Source organism: Psychrobacter sp. NPDC078929, from assembly GCF_050267985.1.
Lineage (GTDB): Bacteria > Pseudomonadota > Gammaproteobacteria > Pseudomonadales > Moraxellaceae > Psychrobacter.
On the sequence record NZ_JBNNFX010000001.1, the window covers coordinates 253,174 to 267,365 of the forward strand.

Consider the following 14,192-nt stretch of genomic DNA (forward strand, 5'->3'; position numbering starts at 1 on the left):
TCTTTGGCTACTTTTCCCTGTTTTTGGCTGACTCTCACTAGCTTTTGTTCATTATGCTAATCGCTTATAGCAAGTTATTATGTTTTTAATTGCTCACTTTTGCTTTCGTCTAGTCTGAATAAGCTGAGTATAGAGCTTGAACTACGTCATTAATATGACATCTATCCGTGAACAGTCTTGCTTATATGTTTCATTTAGGAGTACTTTTCGGTAAGATAAGCGCATACCTTTATTCACGTCTAGCCAAGTACGGCATCGCTGCTTCGCTTTGGCAGTTTTAATCCAACGCTTTTAATATAAGTATTTGAGAAACCTTTATGGCCCTGTACCCCTACACGCTCCAACCTGTCGCCTTAAACCTAACTGAGGCTGAATTCCACCAAGCACAGTATGAACTGTTTGCCAGTGCCAGCCCGTCTTTTGGTTTATCAAGCTTTAAGACCAAAGAGTGGATCATCATGGCAGTGGTTGTGGTACTTGCTATTGCAGGACTTATCTTTGTAACAGGCTATTCAACCATTATCTTTTGGTTAATGCTGGTTGGTGTGGTGATATATCTATTGGCGCGTACTTTAGGTTTTAAATGGTACGTAAAAAGAGAGTTTGACAAACAAGTGGCCGACCAAGAGATGCCAGATGAAATGCGCCAAATGAAGTTAGGTGTACAAAAGCATGGTCTAGTCATGGCGATGCCAAGCAACCAGCCTGATATGATGAAAAACTCGCAAATGCGCGGTATGCAAATGCGTGCAGGCGCAACTCAGCAAGCGGTTATTCCTTGGACCTCTATCAAGAGCTGGGATGAGACTGACGACTATATCTTTATGATGTTTGAGCTAAAAGGTCAGCAAGGTAGCCAAATCGTACCGAAACGCTTGCAAGCACAGAAGTTTCCTATCGATACGATACGTCAACATTTACAAGAAGTGGTTCCCGTTAAAGGCTTAAATCCTGAAAACTTGCAGCCACCAGCGTAAATGTAATGAGGTCTCTCTATCGTTTAGAAAAACAGTAAAGAGACTTGGTTTTAGTTTTATAAAACCAATCGTAAAATTGTATTTATTAAATTTAACTTATTAATAATAGTTTGCTATTATTATAAGCATCAAAGGAAGAGATAGAGTTTATATTGATAGCTACAGATAAAAACTAAAGTATTTTCGCTGTATTTCAATTGATTAGAGTCTTTATTCTTCTTTATTTATTATCATATAACTACACTCACACTATAAGGACAATACTATGAGCAATTCTAACAATGCTACTAACCAGATCGGTCTAGAAAAAGCAGACATGAGCGAAGTCATCGCCAAGTTAAACAACCTACTATCGACGTATCACGTGTTTTATCTAAACGTACGTGGCTATCACTGGAATGTAAAAGGTGAGCATTTCTTTACTTTGCATCCACAATTTGAAGAGCTATATACGTCACTACAATTACAAATTGATGAAATCGCTGAGCGTATCTTGACTTTGGGTGGTACACCACTTCACGCTTATAGCGATTTTACGCAGCATACTAGTATTAGTGAAGACAAAAACGTCAAAGATGGCACAAGCTGTGTCAAAGGCGTAGTCACTGGCTTACAAGCGTTAATTGCAGAGCAACGCCAAGTATCAGCGTTAGCAGAAGAGAGCGAAGACCAAGGTTCAGCTGACCTAATCGATGCTTACGTACAAGAGCAAGAAAAACTGGTATGGATGTATAACGCGTTTTTGGGTTAAGAATCGTTAGATTTTACTAGGCTAAATTTTAATAAGCCTAATGATCATCAAATACTAAATAATAAAAAAGCACCTAATTAGGTGCTTTTTTATTGTCTATCTTTTAGAAAAGACTGTTTTATTTTTCGATCCATTGACGCATTTTTTCACGTTCAGCAGGCGTGGCTTGTAGCCATACTTGCATAAACGTATCTAACGTACTAGTAGAAGTATTTACGCTAGATGTTTGCTTAACAGTGGTCGTGCCAGTGTTGACGTTGCTAGTAGCATTTACTGCTGGTTGATCTAAAGAGGCGATAGCACGTTGGTTCTGTAACTCTGCATCACCTGCACCGCCGAACACGCCGCCTAGCGCTTTACCAAGGCCTGAAAATAAACCACCTTGGTTACCGGCCATACTTTGCTGGCTAGCAATGACAGTATTGTTTTGTTGCACAGCGAGCGTAGGCTGCTTGGCATATTCTCTAGCAGCTTCATAATCTTCTGGTTGATTAGGCATAGTCAAACGATATGTTTGATTGTCGGCCAATTGTGCCGTCACACTGACATTACCTGAACGCAAATAATCATGCTCATCTCGACGCAAGTTATATAAACGGTCATACTTAGCAGTAATAGCATGTTGTCCAGGCTGTAACGTAAATGTTTTTTGCAGCGGCTGAAAAGCGCTCTGCTGAATTTCCTGCCCATTAATAGCAGTTACTTTGATATGGTCATCAACCTGTAGAGTAACCGCTGCCTGTGACAACATAGAGACCGAGGCAGCACCTACCAACAACGTGCCTATCGTTAATTTCTTTAGCAAAAAAGTATTCGATTTCATAAGTTATTCCATTAATAGTAAAAGCGAGTTGGACAAAAGATTCGTATTCTTACGGCTATTCATTTTTTGCTGCTAAAGGTCTTACTGCTAAGAGTTTTGCTGCTAAAAATCAAGTGGCATCGTATGTTGGTCTTGATCAGGCGTGTCATTATCTACTTGTGTCTCTTGAGCGATATCCGCCAGTTCCGCGGCAAGCGTCTGCTCATCGATGGTGCGCAAAGCATCACTTATGACTGCTTTTGAGATATTACTGCGACCAAGGTTAGAGAACATTGGTTGAATATAATTAAGTACTTCCATCATCGCACCGATACGATGCGGTCCATCGGTCAATAAATGATCAATAATTCGATCGTCAAACTGCCATCCACGTCGACGCAAAATAGACTGTAATAATGCTTGTCTATCTGCAAAATCATGACCAGTAGGCACTTTAAAGGTCGGTGCTTGTGCCAAACGCGTCATTAAATCTCTTAACTGAAATGGTAAGTCGTCGGCTGGTTTATTAGCGGCAAACAATAACTGGCGTTGCCCTTCTCGACTACGATTAATCAGATGAAATAAAGCTTCTTGCCACTGACTGCTTTGCTCAAGCACTTCCAAATCATCGATAGCAATCAGATCAAAGTTTTCTAACGATGATAGTACGTGGACATCTGTATGAATCAGCTCATTAAGGGACAAACAAATAGCCGATTTGTCCATCTCGATAAATGACTCGCAAATAGCAGACAGCAAATGGGACTTACCTGTAGCAGGGCTACCAAACAGATATAGTTGACCGATCAGGCCGACATGTAACTGCCGTACTGCATCGATAATCGACATCCAACCGGGACCGGCAAAGTCGCTGAGACTTGCATCATGCTTAATGTCCAGATTGAGACTTAGCTGTGCTTCTGCCATGAATCATCAACTCGTGTTGCGTAGTGCAATGGAAAAATATAATAGAAAAAGAAAGGTTACTTTGAGCTGTATTCATTACTGTCAATACTAGCCGATATAACTGTAAGTGATGGCCCTATAGCCTTTGCAAAAATTGGTTAGTCGCTTTATCGAAAACAAATTTAGGAAAGCTGGTACCAAAACGGTTGATACTATCAACACTGTGCCTATATATAACATATTTACAAAATGACTGACAAGTCTTTTACCCATTAAGCCTTATCAATCATTGCGTTCCTATCTTGATATTAGATATCAATCTTTATCTAGTGTATTCAATAATAAGATAATTATCTTTTTTCAAACAGTGCCAGTTGTTTACGGCCTTTATAAAAGTCAGTGGTTCGATAGTAGTTGTATAAATGGCGGAACAGGACGTTTAAGACAGCGGATACTGGCAAGGCGATTAGCATACCGACGAAACCTAATAGACTGGCACCTGCCAATACGGCAAATATAACCCACAATGGCGATAGACCAATCTTATCACCTAACAGCAATGGCTGTAGGATATAACCTTCTGCAGCTTGTCCAATCAAGAACGCCCCTACGACCAATGACAAATACGTCCAGTCCAATCCGAACTGAAATAGGCAGGCGATAATAGCTGCGATAAAACCAATGCCGAATCCTAAGTACGGCACAAAACTGGCAATGCCTGCTACCATACCAATGATAAGCCCAAGCTCTAGCCCAATGAGCTGTAACTGTACAGCATAAATAGCGCCTAGCAATACCATTACCAACAATTGACCTTTGATAAATGCCATTAATGCTAGATCACATTCTTTGGCTATTTCAGTCACTTTTTGACAGTAAGCACCTGGTATCGCCATTTTCCAGTTATGCAAACGCTGATCCCAATTAAATAGGAAGTAAAAGGTTAAAATAGGTACTAATACAATAAGACCTGCATTATTGATGAAGTTCATACTTGAGGTCAGTATTTGGCTCATCATGGTGCTAGCATCAGCGAACTTATAGTTCGTTTGCATATAATCGACGAGAGTATCGGAAAACTCTTTAGACTCTAATTGGGGCAATTTGATACGAGTATTACTATTGAACCACTCTCGTACTACTTGGTTATACCAATTAAATATCTTTGGCAAATAATCCCACGCCGCTTGCAGCTGATGCCACAATGTCGGTACCAACCACCATAATAATAACGCCATCCCCAAAGTAATCGTTGAGTAGACGATAATAATCGCGACCCAGCGCTTGATGTATTTTGATAGGCGCTTGACTAGAGGATTAAATAGGTAGGCCAGCATAAAGGCAAAAACGAAGGGCACGATGACGGGCATCATTAAATACAAAAGAAACACAGCCACAACTAACGCCACGACAATAAATAAACGCCGAAAAAAAGGATCTATTGGTTGGTTCATCATGGCAAGTAATCCTATAGTTGGACGAGGTTAAAAAAGTGACAGGTTTGAAAAAGTGACAGGGAGTCAGTAATAGCGATTACTAAATGATATAACTATAACCATCACGATGTATCACTAAGCGAATTGCTTTCTTTTCTCATTAGTTTTAGCTAGCTAGACTGAGACGTATCAAAGTTCCTAAAAAGCCTGATTCTTAATAAATTTATGTTTAGTATTTTTTATTCTGTCAATCACATTTGAACTTTTATTAAGGCCATTATTGACAATAAATTTAGCGTTCTATTATCGCAGAGTACAACAAAAAATCAGTCATTTTTTGTTTCTTAACGGCTTATTTGCCACTTAATGCAAATCTTAGTCAAATATTGGCAAGTTGCTTTGCGAGTACGGTCTGTTTTTGGGTATAATGCGCGCACTGTCTTTAAACTTTGCTTTTGAACTTTATAACGCTGATTTTTGCGTGCTCAATTACTTTACCTTCTAATCCCAATTATCTATCCCCAACTGTGAGATGACTATGAGTGACAAGCCTTCTTTAAGCTACAAAGATGCCGGTGTTGATATCGATGCAGGCGATGCTTTGGTTCAGCGAATCAAGTCCGTTGCAAAAGCCACTACTCGTCCTGAAGTCGTGGGTGGACTTGGCGGTTTTGGTGCGTTATGCCGTATCCCAACAGGTTATACCTCACCATTATTGGTTTCTGGCACTGATGGTGTCGGCACCAAACTAAAACTGGCGCTACAGCTGAACCGTCATGACACGATTGGTATTGATTTGGTCGCGATGTGCGTCAATGATCTACTGGTTTGCGGCGCAGAGCCATTATTCTTTTTAGACTACTATGCAACTGGTAAGCTAGATGTTGATGTAGCGGCGACTGTCGTGACTGGTATTGGCGATGGTTGTAAGTTAGCTAACTGTGCGCTTATCGGTGGTGAAACTGCTGAAATGCCAGGCATGTATCAAGATGATGATTACGATCTAGCTGGTTTTTGTGTAGGTGTGGTTGAAGAAGCAGAAGTCGTCACTGGTGAAAATGTCGCAGAAGGCGACGTACTGATTGCACTTGCCTCAAGTGGCGCACACTCAAACGGCTACTCATTGGTTCGTAAAGTCATCGAAGTTAGCGGTGTGGATGTTACGAGTAGTGACGAGCAACTAGACGGTCAGCCTATTCAAGACGCTCTAATGGCTCCTACCCGTATCTATGTAAAAGCAATCAAAGCATTACAAGACACGCTTGGTAGCTCAGCCTTACATGCGATGTCACACATCACAGGCGGTGGTCTAACGGATAACTTACCACGTGTACTACCTGATAACCTAGCGGCTAGCATCGATACCAATAGCTGGCAGTTCTCAGAGCTATTCACTTGGCTACAGACCCAAGGTAATATCGCACAGAGTGAAATGTACCGTACCTTTAACTGCGGCGTTGGTTTTGTCATCGTTATGCCAAAAGACAAAGCAGAAGCTGCTATCCAGACCTTGACTGATGCAGGCGAGACAGCTTGGCAACTAGGTGAAATGGTCAAACGCAGCACTGATGACCAGGCGGATGCAGTGGTGTACCGTTAATGTCAATTGATACTGCAAGCCAGCCTATCAAACCATTGCGTATTGCTGTTCTAGTCTCAGGAAGTGGTAGCAACCTGCAAGTGTTAATCAATGCAATGCAAGCAGGTGCGCTACCGATTGAAATCGTTGGTGTTATCAGTAACCGTGAAGATGCTTATGCATTGACTCGTGCTAAAGATGCCAATATTCCAGTTGCGGTATTGTCACACGTTGCTAGTGGTAAACGTATGGGCATTAAAACGTTTGAAACCCATGCCAACGAGCAGCTAATAGCATGGCAACCTGACTTGATCGTCTTGGCTGGGTTTATGCGTGTATTAAGTGGCTCATTTATTGACAATGTACCAGCGCCCATGATTAACCTTCACCCTTCTCTACTTCCGGTTTATAAGGGTTTAGATACTCATAAACGGGTCATACAAGCGGGTGAACGTCGTCACGGTTGTAGTATTCATAAAGTCACAGCGGAGCTTGATGCGGGTCAGGTATTGACTCAAGCTGTATTGAATGTCGATATTAACGACACTGCAGAGAGCTTACAGTCACGGGTACAGAAACTTGAACATCAATTGCTGCCTTGGACGATTTTACTGTTAGCAAAAAACGTATTGTCACTTGAAGCAAAAAACGTATTGTCACTTGAAGCAAATAATACATCATCGCAAACGGAGACTTACCTACCTAAGTTGCCTTTGCAATTGCTTATAGACGGATAAGAATCTCGGCTTATTAAGCTGCTTTTTATACCACTTTATATAGCTCAATAAAAATCCCAGTTACTCATTACGAGCAACTGGGCTTTTTTATTTGATAACTGTTTATTATTTACTATCATTTAAAATCGTAAATAGTTATCTATTTAGGTAATTTGTCTAGTTAGTTCATTCTTAAAATACATGAACCGCTTTAATGTTGACAAACTCTTTGATACCGAAGCCGCCATGCTCACGGCCATAGCCTGAGTTTTTCACGCCACCAAATGGCAGTGCAGGATTGGCAAGACCATAACCATTAATATAGACCATACCAGTATCGAACTGCTCACGTGCTAGACGAACAGCTTTCTCCTCGTCTTTTGAGAAAATCGCGCCACCTAGACCATAACGACTGTCGTTAGCGATGCGCATTGCATCGTCTTCATCTTTGGCACGAATCAATGAAGCGACAGGGCCAAATAGTTCGTCATCGTATGCAGGTTGACCTTTTTCAACGTTCTCTAGGATAGTTGCTGGATAGAAGCTACCTTTACCTTCAGGTACTTTACCGCCAACAGCAATCGTTGCACCTTTAGCCACACTTTGCTCTACTTGCTCATGTAGCTGCTTACGTAGATCTGCACGTGCTAATGGACCGATATCTGAGCTATCATCCATTGGGTCACCCGCTTTAGTACCTTCAAATTTCTCAACGATACGCTTACGGAATTCGTCATATACGCTATCAACTACGATAAAGCGTTTGGCTGCTACACAAGTTTCACCGTTGTTGATTAAACGTGCTTGAGTACAAGTTTCTACTGCAGTTTCGATATCTGCATCTTCTAATACGATAAATGCATCGTTTGAACCTAGCTCTAATACAGCTTTCTTAATTGCTTTAGCTGCTTGCTGTCCAACGATCACGCCTGCTTTGTCACTACCTGTTAGTGTCACGCCACGTACTTTGTCATTGCCAATCAATGCTTCTGATTGATCATGGTCAATGATAATCGTACGGAACAAATCACTTGGTAATTCAGACTCATGAAGAATTTTTTCGATTAGTAGACCAGAGCCTGTTACGTTAGATGCGTGTTTTAGTAAAACACTGTTACCTGCCATCAAGTTTGCGATGGTATAACGGAATACTTGATACGCTGGGAAATTCCAAGGCTGCATGCCATAGATGATACCGATAGGTTGATACGTCACTAACCCTTTTTTCATGCTTTCGATATCACGTACATCATCAGCCAAAGAAGCGACGCCATTTTCAGCAGTGTAATCACAGATAGCTTTACAGAGATCAATCTCTTGCATGCTCTGACTATATAACTTACCGCGCTCTTCAGTCATCAGCTTAGCCAGATCTTCTTTGTATTCCATCAGCTTATCACCGATAGACTTGATGATACGGCCACGTTCTTCATGGCTCACTGTACGCCATTCTAGAAATGCGTTATGTGAAGCATCGACAATCTTGTTGACTTCATCGTTGCTCATATAATTGTAGTTACTGATTTCTTCGCCCGTGGTTGGGTTAATAGTAGTAATGTCTGACATAGTTACTGTCCTTATTATTCGAATTTATATTTGGGATTTATAATCGGGTTTACTGTCACTTGTAGTTATTTTGCTGTGACAGTTTTAATTATTAAATTTACGTCGATAGCACAATCTATTGGTAGCTCGTTTTCTATCTGCCGTTATGTTAACAAGCTATTTGATGAAGAGTTTTACAATATATTGTGAAGTGTGTTGAAGATGTTAATAGTGTGACTAACTTATTAAGTATAACTAAATATCATATACTAACTCTTAAACGCTATAACACAAAAAACCAGCCTAGTGGCTGGTCTAATAACTATATATAGTGGGAGCTAAAGAAAAATATTTTTATTAAAATTCAGATAATCAAAAATATTCTGCTCTAATAAAAGATAGATTTAACTCACACAAACCAATCAAAACAAATGATTAATAACCGGTATCTCTTGTGGTGGATTTTCTTCTTCAGCAACGACTTGTCGTGCCACATGCATAATTAACTGACGTAACCAGCGATGGGCTGGGTGATGCTGCAACAAAGGAGACCATGCCATCGTAAGCTCAAACTCAGGAATAAAAAACGGCGGATCTTCCATCATAATGCTGTCGTTATTTGCCTGCATTCTTGCCACACGCGTGGGCAAAGTCGCTATCAAATCTTTATTTGCTGCAAGCATAGCAGGCATTTGATAGTGTCGAGTAAAGACACTGATTTGACGTTTTTGCCCAAGGCGCTGTAGGGCCTGATCGATAGATCCTAGTCCACCAGATTTCTCTGGATTAACCCCAAAACCCACACCCATACCGGTTTTAGATACCCATACGTGCTGTGCTTTAAGGTAGTTTTTCAGATTAAAACGATTGGCATAAGGACTGTCAGAAGATAATAGGCAACTAAAAGTATCACGCCATACCAGAACCTGATGAAAGCTTTGTGGTATCTCATTAAAACGGTTAATCGCCAAATCAACTCGTCCCTGCTCCATATCTCGATAAGAGACGTCTGATGGAGTCAAAAAGTCCAAAATCACATTAGGTGCTTCAGAACGTAGTGCTTTTACTAGCTTAGGTACTAGGGTCGCTTCGGCATAATCCGATGTCATGATACGGAACACACGAGAGGTACTATAAGGGCGGAATTCAGTACGCGGCTCCAACACTTGAGTCAAGTCAGCAAGTATCTCGCGGATACGTGGCTGTAGCTCAAGGGCGCGTTCAGTCGGTGTCATACCCTCAGACGAGCGTACCAATAATGGATCATTAAACAGCTTACGCAAACGGCGCAAGATATTACTCATAGCAGGCTGAGTAATCCCAAGCTGCTCGGCTGCGCGAGTAACGTTTTTTTCTCGTAGCAACACATCTAGATGGACTAATAAATTTAAATCAACCCGCTGCAAATTCATATTTGGTTCTCTTGGCTTTTGAATAAACGCCATATTAAGGCTGGCATTTGTAGTGCTGCTACGGTGATTTGTGCGCTATAACAGCATAATTTCATTATTTTTTACTAATTTCGTTCTAGTTTTTTCTGGTAGATATACATTATAACTCATTCAACCTATCGTAAGACCCTGTTATATAAACATTATATCATACAGAAATACCAAAGATAACTATCATAAATTAGATAAATCTTGGTAAGGTGGTTATAGTGAGTTCTATAAAGGATTTGCAGCATAGAGGACGAACTTTAGGTTCATAAGCTGTTTTTATCCGATTAAATATTGTCGCTGAGTAATATATTAATGGTTTTTATCAGTCGTTAAATACGGTTAATCGACCTCATTATTGTAACATCTCTTGCTACCGATTATGACATCACTGGCTATTAAGTATTCAGATACCTTTTAGATATATAGTGAGAATCGATAAATATTTATAAACCAGCAATTATTTTCAACTGTTGAGTTCAGCAAATTTCTTGTAATAGCCTAGCGGTTTGTTTAGGGTAAATAGAGCTTCAATAGATAAATGATAGACCAAATTTTGAATATTACTTTTTAGTACAAAGATTTTAGTAAAGCGGATTTTAGTAAAACGACATACCCATTATTTTAACAATTAACTTATTTGTTTTTACACCCCACCAAGGAGACTATAGATGTCAACTGCATATAAATCAGCGATCGACTTAGTACGTGAATTAAAGCAAAAGCACGGCAACTGGCAGAACATTAGCGAAGTTGATGCTGCACGTATGATGTCACAAAACCGTTTCAAAACGGGTTTGGATATCGCAAAATATACTGCAAAAATCATGCGTCAAGACATGGAAGATTATGACAATGATACGTCTCAGTACACGCAGTCTTTAGGTGCATGGCATGGTTTTGTTGCACAGCAAACTATGTACGCTAAGAAAAAATATTTCGGTACGACTTCTAAAACTTACATCTACCTTTCAGGTTGGATGGTAGCTGCTCTACGCTCTGAGTTTGGTCCACTACCTGACCAATCTATGCATGAAAAAACGTCAGTACCTAAGCTAATCGAAGAAATCTACACCTTCTTACGTCAAGCAGATGCTAAAGTATTGAACGACTACTTCCGTGAGCTAAACGCTGCTGAAGAAGCTGGCCAAGATACTTCTGCTATCCTAGAAAAAATTGAAAACTTTGATTCACATGTTGTGCCAATCATCGCTGATATCGATGCAGGTTTTGGTAATGAAGAAGCTACTTACCTATTGACTAAGCAAATGATCGAAGCTGGTGCTTGTGCTATTCAGGTTGAAAACCAAGTATCTGATGCTAAGCAATGTGGTCACCAGGCTGGTAAAGTAACTGTACCGCATGAAGACTTCATCTCTAAGCTAAACGCTATCCGTTATGCATTCCTAGAGCTTGGTGTTGAAGACGGCGTTATCGTTGCTCGTACTGATTCTGAAGGCGCATCACTAACGCAAAAAATCCCAGTATCAAATGAGCCAGGCGATCTTGCTTCTAAATACATCGATTTCATCGAAATGGAAGAAGTAACGCTAGAAAATGCTCAAGAAAACGACAGCCTACTTAAGCACAACGGCAAACTAGTACGCCCAGTTCGTCTACCTAACGGTCTATATCAGTTCCGTGAAGAGACTAACATTGACCGTGTTGTACTTGACTGTGTAACTGCTCTAGAAAACGGCGCTGACCTACTATGGATCGAAACACCGACTCCAGACGTAGAACACATCAAAATGATGGTTGACCGTATCAAAGAGCAACAGCCTAAGGCCAAGCTTGTATATAACAACAGCCCATCATTCAACTGGACGCTTAACTTCCGTAAGCAAGTTATCGCTCAGTGGGAAGAAGAAGGCAAAGACATCTCTGCATACAATAAAGATGACTTGATGAGTGCTGATTATGACGGTACTGAGCTTGATGCAGCAGCTGACGTAGCCGCTAAGAACTTCCAACGTGATGCGTCACGTGAAGCTGGTGTATTCCATCACTTAATCACGCTACCGACTTACCACACGACTGCTCTTAGCGTTCATGAACTTGCTAAAGGCTACTTCGGTGAAGAAGGCATGCTTGCTTATGCAGCTGGCGTACAGCGTAAAGAAATCCGCGAAGGTATCTCTTGTGTTAAGCACCAAGCAATGGCTGGTTCTGACCTTGGCGATGACCACAAAGAAATCTTCTCAGGCGATAACGCTCTGAAAGCTGGCGGCGGCAAGAACACGATGAACCAGTTCTAATAACCGACAGACTAGCAGTATTTATCAAAAAACCGCCCTACATCATGTAGGGCGGTTTTTTATTGCGGTTTAAATAATCAGAGAATGGTAGACTAATAATGGTTTATCACGACCATCGATCAGAGCCATCAGTCAGAATTATTAGGAGCTAATATGCAAGAGATAGAGCTGAAGTTTTTGGTACCAGAGTCACGGCTAAAGGGTTTAATGCGTCAAACGCACGTTAAATCCTCACAAGTGACGCAACTGGCTGCACATTATTACGATACGCCTGACCAACAGCTTGCACAGGCAGGTATCGGTCTTCGTATTCGCAAAGAAGGCGATACATGGGTTCAAACCATTAAAGCTGGTGGTGACGGTATCGCGGCACGCTTGGAGCACAATGCCGCACTCGATAATGAGCAAGTACAAACGATGCTCGATAATAATGAGTTGATGCCTGATTTAACGATATATCAAGACACTCCAATCGCTGCAGCATTGGCTGACTTTAAACTCAAAAAGTTGGCGAAAAACCTGACACGACTTTATGTTACTGACGTCGAGCGCACTACGCGGTTGCTGACAGAAAGTAATGAGGATGAAACCGATAACTGTATCGAAATGGCTTACGATCATGGAGAGATTATTCATGGTACTGATGACTCGCTACGCAAAGCCATTCAAGAGATAGAATTTGAATTGGCGTCAGGAGATTTAGATTTCCTATTTACGACTGCCAAAACATGGTGCAAACGCTATAAGCTGTGTCTATCTACCGTTACCAAAGCTGAAAACGGCGGCTTACTTATTAACGGACAAAATCACAGTCCAGCAGTCAACGCAAACCTAAGTCAATTGCAAATAGACAAAGACAGCAGCGCACCTGCCTTTATACGTGCGGTCGTACACAATTGCTTATTGCAGATATTACCAAACAGCAGTGCTATCGTCGCTGGCAGCATAGATGACGATCATATTCTACAGTTGCGGATTGGTATTGATCGCTTGCGTACTGCGTTGAAAGCATTTACCGACTTCTCTGATGAGATTAACCCTGAATGGCTACCGATACTAAAGCAAACTGCAACCTTACTTAGCGATTACTATCAACTTGCTTATATCAACGCACAGATCGAACCTGAGCTACAAGCATGTGGCGCGCCTGCCGTTGACTGGACGACAGATATTGAAAATATCAAGATCACACCTATCAATACGCTACAAGCCAATGACTTTCAGATAACGCTGTTAGAGCTGATTGCCTTTACTATGAGCGACCCAAGCATTGAACCTCAGACTGATCAGCTTGCCCGCGATAAGCTAACTAAAGTCCTCTCTAAACAATATAAGAAATGCCTTAAGACCAATAAAAAAGCTGACGAAATAAGTGATGAAGTAAGTGTTACCGAGCTTGTGAGCAATGACGTAGATCTAGATGTAAACACAGACATTGCTGATAATGACCAACCTGAAAGCGACCTGCTTAGTCAATTAAAAGATTCGCGTTACATCAGTGAATTTTCCACACCTTTACTAAGCAAGAAAAAAGCTAAAAAGAAAACCAAACGTTGGCTAAAACGGCTAATAAAAGCGCAAAAAGCGTTAGAACAACTGAACGATGATAATCAATATCAGCAGTTTTATGAATTGAAATCAACAACAGATGCTAATGCTTTATATGGTGCAGGTTGGTTTACGGCCATACTGACTGATGACCAGAGTCATATTGATGCATGTTTAGCAAAATTTGCGGATAGCTCAACGTTTTGGTAGAAGTAGGAATATTGTTTTTATGACA

General features: G+C 40.9%; 11 protein-coding genes. 6 read left to right on the top strand and 5 right to left on the bottom strand.

Translation table 11 applies throughout. The features are described from left to right. Positions 1–317 precede the first annotated feature (317 nt). Positions 318–977, top strand: coding sequence for a YcxB family protein (locus ACQKCG_RS01110; RefSeq protein ID WP_101206317.1), 660 nt, complete (start codon positions 318–320; stop codon positions 975–977). Between the two features lie 265 nt (positions 978–1,242). Further along, positions 1,243–1,728 carry a Dps family protein gene (locus tag ACQKCG_RS01115; RefSeq protein ID WP_101206316.1) on the top strand — a complete coding sequence of 162 codons (486 nt, stop codon included), beginning with the start codon at positions 1,243–1,245 and terminating at the stop codon, positions 1,726–1,728. A 118-nt stretch (positions 1,729–1,846) separates the two neighbouring features. Here ACQKCG_RS01115 and ACQKCG_RS01120 read toward each other — a convergent pair whose 3' ends face one another. From ACQKCG_RS01120 to ACQKCG_RS01130, 3 genes are all read right to left on the bottom strand, one after another. Continuing rightward, positions 1,847–2,551 carry a DUF2057 family protein gene (locus ACQKCG_RS01120; RefSeq protein ID WP_427584956.1) on the bottom strand — a complete coding sequence of 235 codons (705 nt, stop codon included), beginning with the start codon at positions 2,549–2,551 and terminating at the stop codon, positions 1,847–1,849. Positions 2,552–2,653: 102 nt separating this feature from the next. Then, positions 2,654–3,457 (bottom strand): DnaA regulatory inactivator Hda, encoded by an 804-nt coding sequence (gene hda / locus ACQKCG_RS01125; protein ID WP_420229410.1) that lies wholly within the window; start codon positions 3,455–3,457, stop codon positions 2,654–2,656. 329 nt (positions 3,458–3,786) lie between these two features. Further along, the gene (locus ACQKCG_RS01130) at positions 3,787–4,893 is read right to left on the bottom strand and encodes an AI-2E family transporter (RefSeq protein WP_057761151.1); all 1,107 of its coding nucleotides are present in this window, start codon (positions 4,891–4,893) and stop codon (positions 3,787–3,789) included. 517 nt (positions 4,894–5,410) lie between these two features. Between ACQKCG_RS01130 and purM the strand changes: the two genes are divergently transcribed. Together purM and purN are read left to right on the top strand one after the other, a co-directional pair. Further along, on the top strand, positions 5,411–6,472 hold the full coding sequence (gene purM, locus ACQKCG_RS01135; RefSeq protein WP_101206312.1) for a phosphoribosylformylglycinamidine cyclo-ligase: 1,062 nt from the start codon (positions 5,411–5,413) through the stop codon (positions 6,470–6,472). Beyond that, positions 6,472–7,188 carry a phosphoribosylglycinamide formyltransferase gene (gene purN / locus ACQKCG_RS01140; protein WP_101206311.1) on the top strand — a complete coding sequence of 239 codons (717 nt, stop codon included), beginning with the start codon at positions 6,472–6,474 and terminating at the stop codon, positions 7,186–7,188. Before purM ends, purN begins: the two co-directional genes overlap by 1 nt. Positions 7,189–7,359: 171 nt before the next feature. Here purN and ACQKCG_RS01145 read toward each other — a convergent pair whose 3' ends face one another. Together ACQKCG_RS01145 and ACQKCG_RS01150 are read right to left on the bottom strand one after the other, a co-directional pair. Beyond that, a complete protein-coding gene (locus tag ACQKCG_RS01145) occupies positions 7,360–8,733 on the bottom strand; it encodes an NAD-dependent succinate-semialdehyde dehydrogenase (RefSeq protein ID WP_101206310.1) in 1,374 nt (457 codons plus the stop codon). Between the two features lie 401 nt (positions 8,734–9,134). Further along, positions 9,135–10,124, bottom strand: coding sequence for a LysR family transcriptional regulator (locus ACQKCG_RS01150; protein WP_057761159.1), 990 nt, complete (start codon positions 10,122–10,124; stop codon positions 9,135–9,137). A 698-nt stretch (positions 10,125–10,822) separates the two neighbouring features. On the opposite strand from ACQKCG_RS01150, the gene ACQKCG_RS01155 reads away from it, so the two are divergent. Both ACQKCG_RS01155 and ACQKCG_RS01160 read left to right on the top strand, forming a co-directional pair. Next, a complete protein-coding gene (locus tag ACQKCG_RS01155) occupies positions 10,823–12,409 on the top strand; it encodes an isocitrate lyase (RefSeq protein ID WP_101206309.1) in 1,587 nt (528 codons plus the stop codon). A 153-nt stretch (positions 12,410–12,562) separates the two neighbouring features. Next, positions 12,563–14,167 carry a CYTH and CHAD domain-containing protein gene (locus ACQKCG_RS01160; protein WP_101206308.1) on the top strand — a complete coding sequence of 535 codons (1,605 nt, stop codon included), beginning with the start codon at positions 12,563–12,565 and terminating at the stop codon, positions 14,165–14,167. Positions 14,168–14,192: the final 25 nt, after the last annotated feature.

Coding starts and splice junctions, on each gene's coding strand:
- ACQKCG_RS01110 (WP_101206317.1), top strand. CDS start 318: ATGGCCCTGTACCCCTACACGCTCCAACCTGTCGCCTTAAACCTAACT.
- ACQKCG_RS01115 (WP_101206316.1), top strand. CDS start 1,243: ATGAGCAATTCTAACAATGCTACTAACCAGATCGGTCTAGAAAAAGCA.
- ACQKCG_RS01120 (WP_427584956.1), bottom strand. CDS start 2,551: ATGAAATCGAATACTTTTTTGCTAAAGAAATTAACGATAGGCACGTTG.
- hda (WP_420229410.1), bottom strand. CDS start 3,457: ATGGCAGAAGCACAGCTAAGTCTCAATCTGGACATTAAGCATGATGCA.
- ACQKCG_RS01130 (WP_057761151.1), bottom strand. CDS start 4,893: ATGATGAACCAACCAATAGATCCTTTTTTTCGGCGTTTATTTATTGTC.
- purM (WP_101206312.1), top strand. CDS start 5,411: ATGAGTGACAAGCCTTCTTTAAGCTACAAAGATGCCGGTGTTGATATC.
- purN (WP_101206311.1), top strand. CDS start 6,472: ATGTCAATTGATACTGCAAGCCAGCCTATCAAACCATTGCGTATTGCT.
- ACQKCG_RS01145 (WP_101206310.1), bottom strand. CDS start 8,733: ATGTCAGACATTACTACTATTAACCCAACCACGGGCGAAGAAATCAGT.
- ACQKCG_RS01150 (WP_057761159.1), bottom strand. CDS start 10,124: ATGAATTTGCAGCGGGTTGATTTAAATTTATTAGTCCATCTAGATGTG.
- ACQKCG_RS01155 (WP_101206309.1), top strand. CDS start 10,823: ATGTCAACTGCATATAAATCAGCGATCGACTTAGTACGTGAATTAAAG.
- ACQKCG_RS01160 (WP_101206308.1), top strand. CDS start 12,563: ATGCAAGAGATAGAGCTGAAGTTTTTGGTACCAGAGTCACGGCTAAAG.